The 16,100-nt window shown below is 63.2% G+C and carries 17 protein-coding genes; 8 read left to right on the top strand and 9 right to left on the bottom strand.

Annotation, left to right across the window (positions count from 1 at the left end; all coding sequences use genetic code 11):
- The first annotated feature begins 86 nt into the window (after nucleotides 1-86).
- Nucleotides 87-788 (top strand): TetR/AcrR family transcriptional regulator, encoded by a 702-nt coding sequence (locus ASILVAE211_RS05465; protein WP_227320292.1) that lies wholly within the window; start codon nucleotides 87-89, stop codon nucleotides 786-788.
- 46 nt (nucleotides 789-834) lie between these two features.
- Nucleotides 835-1,299 carry a VOC family protein gene (locus tag ASILVAE211_RS05460; RefSeq protein WP_227320291.1) on the top strand — a complete coding sequence of 155 codons (465 nt, stop codon included), beginning with the start codon at nucleotides 835-837 and terminating at the stop codon, nucleotides 1,297-1,299.
- Nucleotides 1,300-1,320: 21 nt separating this feature from the next.
- Here ASILVAE211_RS05460 and ASILVAE211_RS05455 read toward each other — a convergent pair whose 3' ends face one another.
- Nucleotides 1,321-2,124, bottom strand: a complete 804-nt coding sequence (locus ASILVAE211_RS05455; protein WP_227320290.1) for an ABC transporter permease — start codon at nucleotides 2,122-2,124, stop codon at nucleotides 1,321-1,323.
- Nucleotides 2,124-2,720: an ABC transporter ATP-binding protein gene (locus ASILVAE211_RS05450; RefSeq protein WP_227320289.1), complete on the bottom strand. Its 597-nt coding sequence runs from the start codon at nucleotides 2,718-2,720 to the stop codon at nucleotides 2,124-2,126. The genes ASILVAE211_RS05455 and ASILVAE211_RS05450 overlap by 1 nt, the downstream gene beginning before the upstream one ends.
- Before the next feature lie 156 nt (nucleotides 2,721-2,876).
- On the opposite strand from ASILVAE211_RS05450, the gene ASILVAE211_RS05445 reads away from it, so the two are divergent.
- Together ASILVAE211_RS05445 and ASILVAE211_RS05440 are read left to right on the top strand one after the other, a co-directional pair.
- A complete protein-coding gene (locus tag ASILVAE211_RS05445; protein WP_227320288.1) occupies nucleotides 2,877-3,578 on the top strand; it encodes an SDR family NAD(P)-dependent oxidoreductase in 702 nt (233 codons plus the stop codon).
- A 106-nt stretch (nucleotides 3,579-3,684) separates the two neighbouring features.
- A complete protein-coding gene (locus tag ASILVAE211_RS05440; protein ID WP_227320287.1) occupies nucleotides 3,685-4,347 on the top strand; it encodes a TetR/AcrR family transcriptional regulator in 663 nt (220 codons plus the stop codon).
- Nucleotides 4,348-4,382: 35 nt separating this feature from the next.
- Here ASILVAE211_RS05440 and ASILVAE211_RS05435 read toward each other — a convergent pair whose 3' ends face one another.
- The gene (locus tag ASILVAE211_RS05435; protein ID WP_227320286.1) at nucleotides 4,383-4,883 is read right to left on the bottom strand and encodes a DUF1003 domain-containing protein; all 501 of its coding nucleotides are present in this window, start codon (nucleotides 4,881-4,883) and stop codon (nucleotides 4,383-4,385) included.
- Nucleotides 4,884-5,187: 304 nt separating this feature from the next.
- Between ASILVAE211_RS05435 and ASILVAE211_RS05430 the strand changes: the two genes are divergently transcribed.
- The 3 genes from ASILVAE211_RS05430 to ASILVAE211_RS05420 all read left to right on the top strand — a co-directional run bounded on the left by ASILVAE211_RS05430 (nucleotide 5,188) and on the right by ASILVAE211_RS05420 (nucleotide 9,504).
- Nucleotides 5,188-7,536: a Hint domain-containing protein gene (locus tag ASILVAE211_RS05430; RefSeq protein WP_227320285.1), complete on the top strand. Its 2,349-nt coding sequence runs from the start codon at nucleotides 5,188-5,190 to the stop codon at nucleotides 7,534-7,536.
- Between the two features lie 274 nt (nucleotides 7,537-7,810).
- A complete protein-coding gene (locus tag ASILVAE211_RS05425; RefSeq protein WP_227320284.1) occupies nucleotides 7,811-8,737 on the top strand; it encodes an ABC transporter ATP-binding protein in 927 nt (308 codons plus the stop codon).
- Entirely contained in the window at nucleotides 8,734-9,504 is a 771-nt protein-coding gene (locus tag ASILVAE211_RS05420; RefSeq protein ID WP_227320283.1) for an ABC transporter permease, read from the top strand. The genes ASILVAE211_RS05425 and ASILVAE211_RS05420 overlap by 4 nt, the downstream gene beginning before the upstream one ends.
- Here ASILVAE211_RS05420 and ASILVAE211_RS05415 read toward each other — a convergent pair.
- The 4 genes from ASILVAE211_RS05415 to ASILVAE211_RS05400 form a co-directional block, all read right to left on the bottom strand.
- A complete protein-coding gene (locus tag ASILVAE211_RS05415; protein WP_227320282.1) occupies nucleotides 9,494-10,090 on the bottom strand; it encodes an SCO family protein in 597 nt (198 codons plus the stop codon). The two genes, ASILVAE211_RS05420 and ASILVAE211_RS05415, sit on opposite strands and share 11 nt — an antisense overlap.
- Nucleotides 10,090-11,004: a CopD family protein gene (locus tag ASILVAE211_RS26290; RefSeq protein ID WP_227320281.1), complete on the bottom strand. Its 915-nt coding sequence runs from the start codon at nucleotides 11,002-11,004 to the stop codon at nucleotides 10,090-10,092. Before ASILVAE211_RS26290 ends, ASILVAE211_RS05415 begins: the two co-directional genes overlap by 1 nt.
- 19 nt (nucleotides 11,005-11,023) lie before the next feature.
- Complete coding sequence (locus tag ASILVAE211_RS05405) at nucleotides 11,024-11,386, bottom strand: copper resistance CopC family protein (protein ID WP_227320280.1); 363 nt, start codon at nucleotides 11,384-11,386, stop codon at nucleotides 11,024-11,026.
- Between the two features lie 81 nt (nucleotides 11,387-11,467).
- Nucleotides 11,468-11,875: a hypothetical protein gene (locus ASILVAE211_RS05400; protein ID WP_227320279.1), complete on the bottom strand. Its 408-nt coding sequence runs from the start codon at nucleotides 11,873-11,875 to the stop codon at nucleotides 11,468-11,470.
- Between the two features lie 130 nt (nucleotides 11,876-12,005).
- On the opposite strand from ASILVAE211_RS05400, the gene ASILVAE211_RS05395 reads away from it, so the two are divergent.
- Nucleotides 12,006-13,052, top strand: a complete 1,047-nt coding sequence (locus ASILVAE211_RS05395; protein WP_227320278.1) for a HoxN/HupN/NixA family nickel/cobalt transporter — start codon at nucleotides 12,006-12,008, stop codon at nucleotides 13,050-13,052.
- A 9-nt stretch (nucleotides 13,053-13,061) separates the two neighbouring features.
- On the opposite strand, the gene ASILVAE211_RS05390 is transcribed toward ASILVAE211_RS05395, so the two are convergent.
- On the bottom strand, nucleotides 13,062-14,669 hold the full coding sequence (locus ASILVAE211_RS05390) for a PucR family transcriptional regulator (RefSeq protein WP_227320277.1): 1,608 nt from the start codon (nucleotides 14,667-14,669) through the stop codon (nucleotides 13,062-13,064).
- A gap of 9 nt (nucleotides 14,670-14,678) precedes the next feature.
- Nucleotides 14,679-16,070 (bottom strand): LLM class flavin-dependent oxidoreductase, encoded by a 1,392-nt coding sequence (locus ASILVAE211_RS05385; RefSeq protein WP_227320276.1) that lies wholly within the window; start codon nucleotides 16,068-16,070, stop codon nucleotides 14,679-14,681.
- Nucleotides 16,071-16,100 lie beyond the last annotated feature (30 nt).

The following is a 16,100-nucleotide window of genomic DNA, read 5'->3' as shown; positions in this document are numbered from 1 at the left end:
CGTTAATGCAAAACCTGTTCCAACCTTGATTAATCGGTTAGTTAAATTTTAATCTATGCCGGCCGGAATTGGGATGCGTTGAGACGATGACGAGGCTGGGCGTGGCGACGCAGAAAGGACGAGGGCAGGCTTTGGTCACCGTGCCTGAAACGCGAACCGCCAAACCGGCGGTCAAGCCGCGCGCCACGCGTCCGCGCAAAGCCCAGGCGCGCTCGTTGGATGTCGCGGATGCGCTACAGCGTGCGGCGCTTGATCTGTTTGCGCAGCAGAATTATTCCACCGTCACCATCAAGGACATTGCGGCGGCGACGGGCATCAATTCCGCGCTGATCTATTACTATTTCGGCAGTAAGGAGGATCTGTTCCTCAAGGCCGTCGAAAATACGGTCGAAGTCGCCTTCCGCAAATTCGACGATGTCAGCGCGGGCGTGCAGTCGCCGGAGGCGATCATCGTCTCCTGGATCGAAATTCACGTCATCCAGTTTCTGCTGCTCCGCAAGCTCGCCAAGATCAGCCTGGATTACGCCAGCACGCGCAGCCGCACGCCGAAGGTCGACCGTGCCATCCGCAGCTTCTATGACAAGGAATCGCTCGTGCTCGGAAAGGCCATTAAGGACGGAATCGAGCAGGGGCTGTTCCGCCCCGTGGACCCGGACAGCATGTCCGTCTTCATCTCCACCTTCCTCGACGGTTGCCTGTTCCGCTCCGTCATGTTTCCACGCTTCAACCATCGCCGTGCGATGGACGATATGCGGGATTTCGTGCTCGGCCATCTCAAGCTCGGCTAAACCCTTTCCCTCCCAGATTCGCCTTATTCATTGAAAGAAAAAACAGATGGACAGTTTTTCGGCCGTGCCTGATCCGGCAGTCGGCGTCACGCCCTTTCACCTCGCCTTTCCGGTGGACGATCTGGCGGCGGCGCGCATTTTCTACGGTACTGTGCTGGGCTGCCCGGAAGGCCGCAGTTCCGACACCTGGATCGACTTCAACCTCTTCGGCCATCAGATCGTGGCGCATCACAAGCCGCGCGACATCGCGGGTGACGCGATTGCCCACCATAATCCGGTCGACGGGCATGATGTGCCGGTGCCGCATTTCGGCGTCGTGCTCACCATGCCGCAATGGGAAGCCCTGGCCGGCCGGCTGAAGGCTGCCGGCACCAAATTCGTCATCGAGCCCTATATCCGTTTTCCGGGCCAGCCGGGCGAGCAGGCGACCATGTTCTTCCTGGATCCCGCCGGCAATGCGCTGGAATTCAAGGCTTTTGCCGATATGGAGAAGCTTTTCGCGACCACCTGAGCGCAGGCGCGGCGGGATCGGTCAGGCGCGCGCGCTATGCAGCCGATCCAGCCGCAACCTGTCACGCTTGTCCGTCAGCCGTTGCAGGACAAGAAAGACAGCGGCGAAGGCGCCGCAGCAATTGCCGCCGACCAGCAGGAACATCAGCAGGATCTGGTATTTCGCTGAACTCACCGGGTCCATGCCGGCCAGCAGCTGGCCGGTCATGATGCCGGGCAGCGTTATCAGCCCCGCCGCCATCATCTGATTGATGGTCGGGATCAGCGCCGTGCGGATGGATTGCGCCGCTAGATCGCGCAGCGCCGCATAGCGGCTGTCGCCCAGTGCCAGCCGCGCTTCGATCGCGGCGCGCTCCCGCACCGCGCCGTTGAACAGGCTGTTCAGCGACAGGCTGACGGAATTCATCACCCCGCCCAGAATAATGCCCGTCAGCGGCAGCGCGTGACGCGCATCGTACCAAGGGTGCGGCCGCAGCGCTGTCGTCAAAGCGAGTACCACGATGATGAGGGTGGAGATGACCGTCGCACCGCCGCCGACACCGTAATGCCATCCAGCCGTCAGTCGCCGGTCCTGCCGGGCGCCGACCTCATAGGTTGTCGCCCCCGCCATGACCAGCGCCACCAGCGCCGTCAGCCAGGGGGAACCCACGCTGAAGACGAAGCGCAACACGAAGCCGATCAGCAGCAATTGCACCACCATGCGCGCCGCCGCCCAGAGCAGGGTGCGATGGATGCCGAGCGACAGAAGCAGCGACAGCAGGGCGCAGAGGAAAATCAAAGAGGAACCGACGGCCAGATCGGTCGGGGACAGCGCGATAGGGTGCATTATCGGGCCTCGGACAATCCATCACGCGTCATGAACAGGCGGCGGGTCGCGATGCGCTCGGCCTGGTCCGCGTTATGCGTGACGACGATAAGGCCGGTGCCGGTCTGGCGCAGTCTGCTGAACTCGTCCTCCAGCAGCCCGGTGCTGGCCGGGTCCAGTGCCGATGTCGGCTCATCCAGCAGCATGACGGCGGGTTTGCGAATGGCCGCGCGGATGAAGGCCAAGCGCTGGCGTTCGCCGGTGGAGAGCTGGCTGACCGGGGCGTCCATCACATCGGCGCGCAGGCCAAGGCGAGGCAGAAAAGCGGCGGCATCCGGCAATGGCTGCATATGGGCGGAGACGGTCTCGGCCCACCATCCGGATTCGGCCGCCAGATACATGACCTGTCGGCGCCAGTGCGGTCCAGGCATCGCCATGCGGGATCTGCCATTCAGCCGGGCATCGCCCGTGTTTTCGTCCAGGTCGGCGATCATGCGCAGCAGCAGGCTTTTGCCGATGCCGGATGGGCCGGATATCACGAGGCATTCGCCAGCGGCGAGCGTCATCGAGACGGGACGGCCAAGCTTGCCGCCTAGGTTCCGCACGTCCAGTAGCATGGTCTCTCCTTGGCAGCCTCTATAGGGGATGGGGCTTTGCACCGAAAGACGGGGCGGCGGGTCGCGCCGCGGTCGAATTTGCGCAGCATCAAAGTCAGCCACTACAAAGCCTTTCGTCTTGACGATCAGTCTCTATCCGCCTCCGTTGAAAGTGCCATGACCATGCCCGCATCCACTCCCCGCGTCGCCATGATATCCGGCGCCAGTCGCGGCATCGGCGCCGCCATCCGTGACCGCCTGGCCGCTTCGGGCTGGCAGCTGTCGCTGGGCATGCGCAAGCCGGTCGACGCCGGCGATGCGCTAGTTCATGCCTATGATACGGCAGCGGAGGACGCTGAGGCGGCCTGGGTGGATGCCACCGTCGCGCGTTTTGGCCGGATTGACGCCATTATCTGCAATGCCGGCGTGCTGGTCGGCAAATCGGTGGTCGAGGTGAGGGATGCCGAAATGGAGGAGATGCTGGCGGTCAATCTGCGCGCGCCGCAGCGCTTGGCCCGCGCCGCCTGGCCGCATCTGGCCAAGACCGGTCAGGGGCGTGTCGTCATCATCTCCTCCCTGTCCGGCATTCGCGTTGCCAGTGCCGATTCCGGCGCCTATGCGATGACGAAACATGCGGTGACGGCGCTGGCGCATGGCCTGCGCCATGCCGGCTGGGACCAGGGCATTCGCGCGACCGCCATCTGTCCCGGCTATGTCGCAACCGACATGGGCAAATCGGCGGCGAGCGATACGGTTGACCCATCCATCATGACGCAGCCGGCGGATATCGCGCAGACAGTCCAGTTCGCGCTCGATCTGCCCAATACGGCGAGCGTCGCGGAAATCGCCGTCAACTGGCAAGCGGAAGGGAGGCTGTGACAGGGGGCGGCAGGGCGAAGGCCGGACTCTAGGTTCGCAATGTTTCAATCAATCGGTTAAGGATGGGCAGCCTCTCCGGTTGCGAGAGCCAGGGGAGGGTGTGTCGATGGCGGCGCCGGCAGCGAGCAGAAAGAAAGCGGTCAAGGCAAGCGATACGGCCGAGAAGCCTGCGCGCGGCCGCAAGCCTCGCGCGCAGTCCGACGTCGCCGAGGCTTTGCAGAGCGCGGCGCTCGATCTTTTTGCCGAGCAGAATTACTCCACCGTCACCATCAAGGATATCGCGGCGGCGACGGGCATCAATTCCGCGCTGATCTATTACTATTTCGGCAGCAAGGAAGACCTGTTCCTCAAAGTCGTCGAGAACACGGTCGAAACGGCGTTCCGGAAATTCGATGACGTCACGTCCGATGTGCAATCGCCGGAAGAAATCATTGCCTCCTGGATCGAAACGCATGTCCTGCATTTTACGCTGATGCAGAAGCTTGGCAAAGTCAGCCTTGACTATGCCAGCACGCGCAACCGCACGCCGCGCATAGACCGCGCCGTGCGCAGTTTTTACGAGAAGGAAGCGGTCGTCCTGCGCCGCGCGATTGAAATGGGCATCGAGCAGAAGCGGTTTCGCGCGGTTGACCCCGAGCGGATGTCGATCTTCATCTCAACCTTTCTGGATGGCTGCCTGTTCCGCTCCGTCCTGTTTCCACGCTTCAGCCATAAGCGCGCGATGGAAGACATGCGCAGCTTCGTCCTGGCGCATCTGAAAGGCAGCTAAGATGTTGCTGTTTGCAAAGAGTGACGGCTGCACCGTCAGGTTTTAGTGGTAGCGATTTCCGCGAGCTTGCTTGACAGGTCTTCCACCACGGTCAATAGGCGCGAAATCTGATCCTCGCGCATCTTGTCGATCTTTTCGTGCAGCAATTCTATCTCCAGCTCGGCTTTGATATTGACGTCATAATCGGTTTTGGCGTCGCGGCGGTCGATGGAAGCCTGACGGTTCTGGCTCATCATGATGAAGGGGGCTGCATAGGCGGCCTGGAAAGACAAAGCCAGGTTCAGCAGGATGAAGGGATAAGGGTCCCAATGCTGCATCCAGGCAGTGATATTCAGCACGATCCAGATCGCCAGGGTGATGCTTTGGATGATGATGAATTTCCATGACCCCATTGCCGCCGCCACCTTGTCGGCGACACGTTCGCCCACCGTATAGGCCTCGGCAGGGTCGCTCGGCGGCTGGCGGCGCAGATGCCGCAGGCGTGTCAGAAGAAGCCGCTCCTCGTCGTGCAGCCGGTGGAAGGTCGAATCGGTCATCGTCTTTACCCTTGTTGACAAGGTGAAACCGGGGTCTTCGCGAATCCTAATCCTCGGTGCCCTAAAAACCAATTCACCGGCAATGCGCCACGTATCCACCCAAAAAAGGCCGTTGCGTTATCCCATGGCACAGGTAAACAGAACCGTTTCTTTGCATCTTGTTACTTGGCCGCAATTCTGATGACGGCTCCTCTTCTGAACTAGCCTGAAGGATAGGGCTGCCTGAAAGATTCAAGCGATCGAGCCGAGGCATGAAGATGCCTTCGGTATTTATTTCATCGGACTTCTGGCTCGAGGTATTGTCATGACGACGCAGACCGTCTCTTCCGGCTCCACGCTCAGCAATGGCGTCGCGACCGCCGATAGTCCCATCGTCGTCCTGTCCGGCGGCACCACGGTCGGCACCACGGTCAGCAGCGGCGGTACGGAGACGGTCTCCTCCGGTGGCCAGTCCTATGACGTGACGGTCGAAAGCGGCGGGTCCGAATTCGTTTCCAGCGGATCGGTCACCAGCGCCATCATCGAAAGCGGCGGGACGGAGACGGTCGGCGTCGGCGGATTCGACTATGACGGCGTGCTGCTGGGCGGCTATCAGGTGGTGTCGCAAAGCGGCAATGCCGTCGATCTGACAATCTCCAGCGGCGGCACCGAGGTCGTCAGCACCGGCGGCGGCGCGCGGTCCACCACCATCGACAGCGGCGGCACCGAAATCATCCAGGGTGGTGTGGCCAGCAGCACCACCGTCAACGATGGCGGCCGGCTTGAGATTTCCTCGGGTGGTGTTGCCAGTGACAACGATATTGGCAGCGGCGGTATCGAATTCGTCTATTCCGGTGGCTATGCCAGCGGCACGACGGTCGAAAGCGGCGGTTTTCTCGTCGTTCTGCCAGGCGGCGTCTCGACTTCCGCGACAATCGAATCCGGTGGCTCCGTCGTCTCCACAGGCGTGCTGCTGGAAAAGGCCGGCGTCGATGTCGCGGTCTTCACCAGCACGACCGGCGCCGTTCTGGGGCGGGGCGATATTGAATATGTGCTGACGACCGGCGCGGCGCTCAATACCACGGCCAGCACCGGCTCTCTGATGCTGGTCCTGTCGGGCGGTGTGACATCCGATACGCTGGTCAGCGGGGGCACCGAGGCCGTGCATTCGGCGGGCACGGCGCTGGATACGACGATCATCAGCGGCGGTGAACTTCTCCTTCTCTTCGCAGGCAGTGCCACGGATACGGTCGTCAGTTCCGGTGGCACGGTGCTGCTGTCGGGCGGCACCACCACCGATACGACGGTCGGCGCGGGCGGCACGGAAATTCTGCGCGGCGCCGCCGCAAACACCAGCGGCATCGCCTATGGCACCACCGTCGAGAGTGGTGGCACGGTCCTGATGTCGGGAGGCGGCGATGCCTATGACACGGTGATCAATGGCGGTGGCGTCGTTACCGTCTCCGGTGGTGGCAATATCTTCAGCGCTGCCGTCAATGACGGCGGCGCGCTGCAATTGGTCGGCGGTGGCGGCGGCTGGTACACGGCTGTTTCCAGCGGCGGCACCATCGACATCATCGGCGGCGGTGTCGGCGTCAGCGCCACGGTCAGCAATGGCGGCACTGAAATCCTTAGCGCCGGCGGCGCAGAGCGCTACACGACGGTCGCGGCTGGCGGCACGCAGATCGTCTATTCTGCCTCCGTTGCCAGCAACACGACCGTCGAAACCGGTGGCCTTGAGACCGTCTCCAGCGGCGGCACGGTCAGCGCGACGGTGATCGACGGCGGCATGCTGATCCTCAGCGCCGGCGCCATCACGACGAACGGTCTCACCTTCTCGGGTACAGGCGGCACGCTGGACATCGCGGATAGTTCCGCTCTGCCCGCGACGACGATTTCCAGCTTCGTGTCCGGCGATACCATCGACCTCGATTTCCTGACTTATGCCACCAGCGACACCTATTCCGTTTCCGGCGATACGGTCATCATCTCTGCCGGCGGCTCGACCTATGACCTGACAATCGACGGTGCGCAGAGCAACGGATACGAACTCACCAAGGATCAGGACGGTAGTCTGGCGCTCGTCGTCTGCTATTATCCCGGCACGGGCATCCGCACGCCGACCGGCGATGTCGCGGTCGAAAGTCTGGCGCCCGGTGATCTGGTCATGACGGCCGACGGCCGTTGCCTGCCCATTCGCTGGATTGGGCGCAATACGGTCTCTCTCCGTTTTGCCGATCCGCTGCGGGTGCTCCCCATTCGCATTCGCGCGGGCGCGCTGGCCGATGGCCTGCCGGTGCGCGATTTGCTGGTCTCGCCCGATCATGCGCTGCTCGTCGGCGGTATCCTTGCTCATGCGGCGGCACTGGTGAATGGCATTTCGATCATGCGGGAGACGGCGGTTCCCGAAACTTTCACCTATTTTCACGTCGAATTGGCGGAACATGCGCTGATCCTGGCCGAAGGCGCGGCGGCCGAGACCTTCGTGGACAATGTCAGCCGCATGGCTTTCGACAATTGGGCGGAGCATGAGCCGTTGCACGGCCGCGCGCCGATTATGGAAATGGCTCTGCCGCGCGCGCAGTCTTCACGTCAGGTGCCGGGCGCGGTGCGGGCTGTGTTGGCCGAGCGGGCGCAGCGGCTGTTCCCGGCAGCGGCAACCCTTGTGGCCTGACCTGGGATTGATATCGGCCGCGCGGCACCGAAAGGCGCCGTGCGTCACTACCAAGACAATTCAGCAAAAGTGACGCTTGGCGACGGACGGGTCGCCAGGCGTCACTTGACAATCGGATCATTGTTCCGTTTAAGGGCGACGAAAACCGGCCGCTGCCTGTTTGGGGCGGCCCGGCAAGCGCAGGCCCATCCGCATAGCGGCCGCACCATGTCAGGCGGCGGCTCAGCGGAACCCGCCGCCAGCCTGCTGGCCCATAAGCAAAGCAAGAGAGCCTATGTCACCCGTCCTATCCATCTCTGCCGCGACAAAAACCTATAAAACCGGCCATACGGCCCTTCATGCCATCGACCTTGCCGTGGAAAAGGGCGAAATCTTCGCTCTGCTCGGCCCTAATGGTGCCGGCAAAACGACGCTGATCAGCATCATCTGCGGTCTGGTCTCTCTCACCTCCGGGCGCATTACCGTCGCCGGGCATGATATCGTCACGGGCTACCGCGCGGCGCGCGGGATGATCGGTCTGGTGCCGCAGGAGATTTCGCTCGATATCTTCGCGACGGTCGAAAACACCGTCCAATTCAGCCGTGGCCTTTTCGGTAAAACCCCAGCACCAGCCTATATCGAACAACTGCTGCGGGATCTGTCGCTGTGGGAAAAACGCGGCGCGCGGGTCAATGAATTGTCCGGCGGCATGAAGCGCCGCGTAATGATCGCCAAGGCGCTCAGCCATGAGCCCGACATCCTGTTCCTGGATGAGCCGACGGCGGGCGTTGACGTCAATCTGCGCCGCGACATGTGGGATCTCGTGCGCCGGCTGCGCCAGAAGGGTGTCACCGTCATCCTGACCACGCATTATCTGGAGGAAGCGGAGGAAATGGCCGACCGTGTCGGCGTCATCGACCGTGGGCGCCTTGTGCTGGTCGAGGAAACGGCTGCCCTGATGCGCAAGATGGGCAAGCGCCGGTTGAGCATCACGATGCAGCAGAAACTGACGGAAATTCCGCCCGCGCTGGCCGCCTGGCCTTTGCGGCTGGAAGCGGATGGCGAGCGCCTGGTCTACGAATTCGATGCCAATGCGCCGGAAACCGGGATGCCCCATCTGCTGCGGGAACTCGCCGCCGCCGGCATCGACTACAGGGATCTTGAGACCGGGCGGAGCAGCCTCGAAGACATTTTTGTCGGCCTGGTGGAGAACGGCGTATGAGCGCGATCAACCTGCCCGGTATCTGGGCGATCTACCGCGCCGAAATGGCGCGCACCCGGCGCACTGTGCTGCAAAGCGTGGCCACGCCTGTGCTGACGACCGTGCTATATTTCATCGTCTTCGGCACAGCCATCGGGTCGCGCATGCATCAGGTCGGCGGTGTCAATTACGGCGCCTTCATCGTGCCGGGGCTGATCATGCTGGCACTGCTGACGCAGGGCATTTCCAACGCCTCGATCGGTATCTACTTCCCCAAATTCACGCGCACGATCTTTGAAGTTCTCTCGGCGCCGATTTCCGGCATCGAAGTGGTGGTGGCCTATGTCGGCGCGGCGGCGACCAAGGCAGTCATGATCGGCCTGATCATCCTCGTCACCGCCACCTTCTTCGTGCCGGTGCGGATCATGCATCCCGGCTGGATGTTGGCCTTCCTGGTGCTGACGGCGCTGACCTTCAGCCTTTTCGGCTTTCTGATCGGAATCTGGGCCAATAGTTTTGAACAACTGGCTATCGTGCCGTCCTTGATTGTGACACCGCTCACCTTCCTCGGCGGGGCTTTTTATTCCATCGACATGCTGCCCCAGCCCTGGCGGACGGTCAGCCTGTTCAATCCGGTGGTCTATCTCGTCAGCGGTTTCCGCTGGAGCTTTTACGGCGTGGGCGATGTCAGCCTTGCTGTCAGCCTGATCTTCGTCCTCGGCTTCATGGCGCTGTGCCTGGCCGTGCTGTCATGGATGTTCCGCACGGGCTATCGTCTCAAGCCGTAAGATAGCGGGCGATATCGGCGGCCAGCGTCGCGGCGGTGCTGTTCGCAGGCAGTGGCGCGATGAAGGCGCCGTCCGGTCCCATCAGATACAGCACCGCGCTGTGATCGATGCTGCGCAGACCATCCGCTGAAATCGGGCCGGGTTTGACGATGACATGATAGGCGGCTTCGGCGGCGCTGATCTGCGCTTGCGATCCCGTCAGTCCGATCAGGCGCGGTGAAAAGGCGGCCGTATAGCGGCCGATCTGGTTTGGCTTGTCCCGTTTGGGATCGACGGTAATGAAGATCGGCTGAATGGCACTGCCGCGCTTGCCAAGGTCAGCGAGAGCCTGCGTCACGGTGGTCAGCGTCGTCGGGCAGATATCAGGGCAATAGGTGTAGCCGAAATAGACCAGCATATAGCGGCCGCGAAAATCGCGGTCGGTCACGACATGCTTCGTGGAATCGACCAGCGTGAAGGCGCCCCCGATGGTCGTCGCGGCGGCAGTCTGCCGCTCGCGGGCCGCCATCAGGGCATGAAGCCCGACCGCGACAATCAGAATGGCGACAAGCGCCAGACCGGCCGTCAGCTTTGCCTTATGCGCCATCACATCTTCATCCCGGGCGGCAGGCTGGCCAGCAGCCCGGCCGCCAGAAGGATGGCGATGCCAAGCCCGATTTCGAGCGCGACGGCATAGAACAAGGCAGGCCGGCCCGTCGTTTCGCGGGTCAGGCGCGGTGTGGCGAAAAACCGGTTGAATGCGGCGAGCGTCAGCAGCAGCGCGAAGAGCAGAAGCTTTAGCAGTGCCGTCCACCCATAGGCGCTGCCGGTCAAAAAGCCCCAACTGCCGATCAGCACCCAGGCCTGATAGAGGGCGGTCAGGGCCAGGACCGAGACGCAGACGATGCCGAGTGGGGAGAAGCGCCGCGCCAGCTTGGCGGCAACAGCGGGCGGCTGATGGCGCAGGCTGATGGCCAGCGCCGGCAGCGACCCCAGCCAGGCGCCGGCCGCCAGCAGATGCAGCATGAGACAGGCGAGAAGCAGTGGGTTGCCCATGCCGAAGCCATGGCCGTGACAGGCCTGCAAGCCGATCAGGATCGCCCCGAAGGCGAGGGACGCGCGATCCCAGGGCTTCGCTGCGGCCAGCGTCAGCAGAAGAGCCAGCAGCGTCACGCTTTGGGCAACCAGGATATGCCCGAAACTGGTGGCGCGGATGACTGTCCAGACGGCGCTGAGCGTGGGGCCGAAGGCCGTCACCTCTGCCAGGGACTGCGAGACCAGCACCAGCCAGACGGCGAGCGCCAGCAGTGCCAGACCAGCCAGGCAGCGGGCCTGCGCCGCCAACTGCCGGCGGAAGAAGCGGGCCTCTGCCGGTCCCAAAGCGGCGAAACCCGCCGGTGCGATCAGCGTGCGGAAGACGAGCGTGCCGAAGACAGCCAGCAGCACGGCATCGGTCACGCCTCGGGTGAAGACAAGACCGATGCCGCCGCTATCCGTCAGGTCGAAGCTGGGAACGACCACGGGATGGCGTCCGCTGTGCTTACTGAGTGATGGTGAAGGTGTAGCTGCCGTGCGTCTTGTGGGTATCCGTGTCGGTCGCGTGCCAGGTCACGGTGTATGTCCCGGCAGCAAGCGGTTTCAGTCCGATGCTGAGATGATGCGCGTCGGTGGATGAGACGGTCGCCTTGCCGCTATCCATGCGCATGCCCATCGAATCCGTTACCGTCATGCCGGTGAAAGCGGGTTCGAGCTCGTCATCGAATTCGATCCAGAGCGTGGTCGGAGCGGTGGCAATCGTGCTGCCTTTCGCGGGGGATTCGGTCTGCGGATAGGCATGGGCGAAAGCGCCGGTGGAAAAGGCGAGGGTCGCGGCAAAGGCTGCCGCCGCAATGCGAATGGTCATGAGGGTCTTGTCCTTGGCGCGAGACGCTGGATGGGCGTCGGATCGCGCTGCATAAGCGGGATGGAAATGGGGTAGGCTCTGTCAGAGCAGAGCAGGTGGCCCACGCGGCTGAGGGGCGGCCCGGTAAAGCAATGGCGTCTCAAGGACAGTCGCGGGCGACCGATCGGCGGCGATCCACCGGGTCGCGACCGGCGGCAGCGATGCCGCGACACCCGGCAGGGCCAGAGCATTGTCGCCCGCGTCCAGAACGATCAAATCATCGAAAGACGTTGCGTGGTCCGGCGATGGCGGGGGTACCTTGGGCGTCTGACCCGGATCGCACATGACCATGACGGCCTGGAGATGCGCGAGAGCGCTGGAGGCATCGGCCGGCATGCCTGTCGGCACGGTCGCCCCGAGCGCCAGCCGGCTCGCCAAAGCCAGCCCGAGCATCGCCGTCAGCAACAGGCGCTGCATGAAGCGAGCGGGCGGGGTGGCGGCGCGGGTCATCTCATGCAACGTCATAGCACCGAACGGCGCGGTGCCAATTGCCGCCGTCTTCAGGTCTGCGCGCCGGGGGGCGCTGGACGCCCTATTGTCTTTCTGAATAGAATTGCGTTCAGGCATCCGGGAGAGGGCATTGCGTCAGGTCGCCTCCCGTATTTTCAGTGATCGCGGCAGCAGACTGGGTCCGAAAGTCCTCGGCCTCTATGCCATTCTGATTGGCGCCAATCTCGGTGCCTGGGCCTGGGCTTTCGACGCCTTCCGCCATCATCCGGTGCTGCTGGGCACGGCCTTGCTGGCCTATACATTCGGTCTGCGCCACGCCGTCGACGCCGATCATATCGCCGCGATCGACAATGTGACGCGCAAGCTGATGCAGGAGGGCAAACGCCCGGTTTCCATCGGCTTCTTCTTTTCGCTCGGCCATTCCACCATCGTTGTTCTGGCCTCGATTGCCATTGCCGCGACGGCGACGGCTTTCAAAAGCCGCATCGACGGATTGCATTCGATCGGCGGGGTCATCGGCACGCTGGTCTCGGCTTTGTTCCTGCTCGCCATCGCGGCCATGAACACCGTCATTCTGCTGGGCGTCTATCGCACCTTCCGCCGCGTCAAGGCCGGTGCGCCTTACGTCGATGACGATCTCAATGCGCTGTTGGCGGGGCGCGGGTTCCTGTCCCGCCTGTTCCGCCCCATGTTCGGCCTCATCCGGCGCAGCTGGCATATGTATCCGCTGGGGCTTCTGTTCGGCCTCGGCTTTGATACGGCAACGGAAATCGGCCTGCTCGGCATATCGGCGGCCCAGGCGTCCCAAGGCCTCTCGGTCTGGTCGATCCTGGTCTTTCCGGCGCTGTTCACCGCAGGCATGTCGCTCATCGATACGACGGACGGCATTCTGATGCTGGGCGCCTATGGCTGGGCTTTCGTGAAACCCATCCGCAAGCTCTACTACAATATGACCATCACCCTGGTTTCGGTCATCGTCGCAGTGCTGGTGGGTGGCATCGAAGCCCTCGGGCTTGTGCAGGATCAGTTCAACCTGACAGGCTTCTTCTGGAATGGCATCGGATCGCTCAACAGCAATTTCGGCACCATCGGCTATCTTATCATCGGCGTCTTCGCGGCCAGCTGGGTCATCGCCGCCATCATCTATCGCGCCAAAGGCTATGACCGCCTGGCCTGACGGCCGCTCTCAGCCAGTCGGGCTGCCGGCCAGATGCCAGGCGATAAGTTGCAGCCGCAATTCCAGGCGCAGGATCGGCTCCAGCTCCAGGCCCAGAATTTCTTCCATCCGCTCCAGCCGATTGAGCAGGGTATGGCGATGCACGCCAAGCTGGCGGGCCGAGACGGAGACGTTCCAGTCATGATCGGCAAGGCAGGCGAGGGATTCCACCAAAGCGCTTTTCTGCCGCCGGTCGTTTTGCTGAAGCTTGAGGATGGCCGGAAAAAGCCCGTCACCGGCGGTCTTCTGGTCGCTGGCCTGCAAAAACCGTGTCAGCGCCGTCATCTCTTCCGCCCAGACGACATGGCGTGCCGGTTGCAGAAAGCGCGCCAGGCGCAGGGCCTCGCGCGCACGGGCATAGCCGGCCGGCACCTCGCTCACCTCGTCCAGAACCGGGCTCACGGCAATGCGGAGATGGAGTTTCGCGACTTTCAGGACATCGACGAGGGCCGTGAAAACCTCCCGCGTGATCCCGGGCTTGTTGCGTTGTAAAACACCCAGCACCATGCTGCCGCGCCGCGCCACCTGGCCGCCCAGATTCTGCCGCCGGATGAAGGTGCGGATCAGGCCCAGCGCGCTGTCGCCATTCGCCCCCTCCACATCGGCGGCGAAGGCAATAAAGGGAAGACCAGGGCGCAGGCCAAGCTCAGCCGCCGCATCCGTCGTGACACCCGCGCCGTGCAGAATATCGATGACGCGATCCTCGGCCTTGCGCTCTGCCAGTCTGGCCACGCCGGTCGCCTGGGACAGCAGCAGGGCCGCCGCCATGGCACCGGCCTCGGCCGCCAGACTGTCGAAGCGGCTGACCGTCTCGCGGTCGCTTTCCACAATCAGCCAGCCGCTGGATTGCGGCAGCGTCGGTATGGGCGTGGTGAAGCCCAGGCGCCGGCCGGAGGTGGCCAATATCTGCGTCGTGCCGCCCACCGGCCGCAATGCCGCCAATGCGGCCGCAGCCTCTGTCGTCAGACCCGTGCCGCGAAAGACATCGCTCGCGTCTTCCGTTGTCTGATGGCGGGCCAGAAGCTGGGCGCCGGTATCGACGATGCCGATGCTGCGCCCGAACAGCCTGCCCAATCTCGCGCAAAGCGCGGGCAGTCCGCCGCCGCGCATGACGATTTGCAGCAGATCCCTGTTCAGCCGTTCCGCGCTTTCCAGCGCCACATATTGCGACTGCACCAGATGGGTCAGCAGGCTATGCGTCACGTCGCGGAAGTTGATCGCCCAAGGCAGCACGATGATGGGAATGCCCAGCGCCTCGCTGCGCTCCAGCATCACGTCCGGCACGCGGTCCATATAGGTGCCGAGCGCGATCACCAGCCCCGCGATTTGCAGCTTTTCCATCACCACGAAGATATCGCGCTGCAATTGTTCATTGCCGCCGAGCACGACGCCCGCCGTCATGATCAGTTCCTGGCCGGTGAGCGAATCCTCGATATCCTCATGGTCGACGACATGCACCCAGCGCAGCCGCCGCCCTAAGCCTGCATGGCCGGACACGACCTTTGCCTGGTCAAGCGGCGCGATCTCCAGGCATTCGGAGACGGTCAGGCCGAAATCGGGGGCGGTTGCCGGGGCCAAGCCGCAAGCCTATTCCGCGCCCTGGGGCGCGCGGCGATAGGCGGCACCCGGATGGCTGTCGGGCAGTCGCTTATGCCCGGCACCGAACAGGTTTTCCCGCAAGGTTGTGCCTTCGTATTGCGTGCGGTAGCGGCCACGGCGCTGCAATTCCGGCACCACGAAATCGGCGAAGTCCCGTGCCGTGCCGGGGGCCAGAAAGCCCCGCATGAGAAAGCCGTCGAGGTCGAACGTGTCTGACCAGCGCTCGATCTCATCCGCGCATTTCTCAGGCCCGCCGCAGACGAACAGGCGCTTGCGGTCCAGCCGCGCCGCATCCTCGATGATGTCGCCGACTGTCCATCCTGCCGGAAAGGGGTAGCGCGCCATATGATCCGCGCCGGGGCCACCGGCGGCCACGATATCCTCGATCTTTTCGTGATGGCCGTAGCGGGACAGATCCATCCCCGACCCGAAGCGATGGGCCAGATAGCCGTCCGCGCTGGCCAGTTTCATATAGTCCGCCAGCTTGGCCTCGGCCTCGGCATCGGTCGCGGCACAGACGACATTGCCTTCTGCAAAGAGTCTCACCTCGTCATGGCCGCGCCCCGCCGCCGCGGCGATGCGCCGGATATCCTGCACATGGCTGAGCAGGATGTCTTCGGTATAGCCGCCGATGAAGATGCCCTCGGCATGTTTGGCCGCGAATTCGCGGCCACGGTCGGAACTGCCGGCCTGGAAGATGACAGGCGTGCGCTGCGGCGTCGGACACATCAGATGCGGCCCGGCGACCTTGAAATGCGTCCCTTCGTGGTTGATGGCATGGACCTTGGCCGGGTCGCTGACCATGGACGCTTCCTTGTCCAGGCGCACCGCGTCTTCGTCCCAGCTCTGTTCCCAAAGCTTGAAGGCGACCTCGGCATATTCCTGGGCGCGGTCATAGCGCGTCTCATGCGGCATGGGTTCGATGCCGAAATTGGCCGCCGCCCCCGGCAGGTAGGATGTGACGATATTCCACCCCACCCGGCCGCCGCTGAGCATATCGAGCGAGCTCATGCGCCGGGCGAAGGAGAAGGGATGTTCATAGGTCGTGGAGCTGGTGGCGGCGAAGCCCAGATGCTTCGTCACCGCCGCCATGGCGGGGATCAGGGTCAGCGGATCATGGATCGGCACATGCATGCCTTCGCGCAGCGCCACGTCCGGCGCGCCGCCGAAGCCCGCTGAAATGCCGAGCGTATCGGCAAAAAAGATGGCGTCGAACATGCCGCGTTCCAGTTGCCGGGCTTGTTCGATCCAGAAGGCGAGATCGCCGAAATTGCGGCGCTGATTGTCCGGGTGGCGCCACAGACCGTAATTGTTGTGACTGATGGCGCCCATTTCCAGCAGCATGAAATGGATCTGGCGGCCGTCTCTGCGTGCGCTCATGGCTCGGTTCCTGGGCAATCGCGGCGGTTC

The sequence above is a fragment of the Acidisoma silvae genome, assembly GCF_020618775.1.
GTDB classification, from domain to species: Bacteria; Pseudomonadota; Alphaproteobacteria; order Acetobacterales; family Acetobacteraceae; genus Acidisoma; species Acidisoma silvae.
The sequence above is the reverse complement of the archived record's forward strand: the minus strand, read 5'-3'. Positions and strand labels throughout refer to the sequence as shown.

Bases quoted from the DNA above. Each gene is read 5' to 3' on its own strand.
- ASILVAE211_RS05415 (WP_227320282.1), bottom strand. From the start codon at position 10,090: ATGGCGCATAAGGCAAAGCTGACGGCCGGTCTGGCGCTTGTCGCCATT.
- ASILVAE211_RS05445 (WP_227320288.1), top strand. From the start codon at position 2,877: ATGACCATGCCCGCATCCACTCCCCGCGTCGCCATGATATCCGGCGCC.
- ASILVAE211_RS05425 (WP_227320284.1), top strand. From the start codon at position 7,811: ATGTCACCCGTCCTATCCATCTCTGCCGCGACAAAAACCTATAAAACC.
- ASILVAE211_RS05455 (WP_227320290.1), bottom strand. From the start codon at position 2,124: ATGCACCCTATCGCGCTGTCCCCGACCGATCTGGCCGTCGGTTCCTCT.
- ASILVAE211_RS05440 (WP_227320287.1), top strand. From the start codon at position 3,685: ATGGCGGCGCCGGCAGCGAGCAGAAAGAAAGCGGTCAAGGCAAGCGAT.
- ASILVAE211_RS05400 (WP_227320279.1), bottom strand. From the start codon at position 11,875: ATGACCCGCGCCGCCACCCCGCCCGCTCGCTTCATGCAGCGCCTGTTG.
- ASILVAE211_RS05435 (WP_227320286.1), bottom strand. From the start codon at position 4,883: ATGACCGATTCGACCTTCCACCGGCTGCACGACGAGGAGCGGCTTCTT.
- ASILVAE211_RS05460 (WP_227320291.1), top strand. From the start codon at position 835: ATGGACAGTTTTTCGGCCGTGCCTGATCCGGCAGTCGGCGTCACGCCC.
- ASILVAE211_RS05450 (WP_227320289.1), bottom strand. From the start codon at position 2,720: ATGCTACTGGACGTGCGGAACCTAGGCGGCAAGCTTGGCCGTCCCGTC.
- ASILVAE211_RS05420 (WP_227320283.1), top strand. From the start codon at position 8,734: ATGAGCGCGATCAACCTGCCCGGTATCTGGGCGATCTACCGCGCCGAA.
- ASILVAE211_RS05465 (WP_227320292.1), top strand. From the start codon at position 87: ATGACGAGGCTGGGCGTGGCGACGCAGAAAGGACGAGGGCAGGCTTTG.
- ASILVAE211_RS05430 (WP_227320285.1), top strand. From the start codon at position 5,188: ATGACGACGCAGACCGTCTCTTCCGGCTCCACGCTCAGCAATGGCGTC.
- ASILVAE211_RS05385 (WP_227320276.1), bottom strand. From the start codon at position 16,070: ATGAGCGCACGCAGAGACGGCCGCCAGATCCATTTCATGCTGCTGGAA.
- ASILVAE211_RS05405 (WP_227320280.1), bottom strand. From the start codon at position 11,386: ATGACCATTCGCATTGCGGCGGCAGCCTTTGCCGCGACCCTCGCCTTT.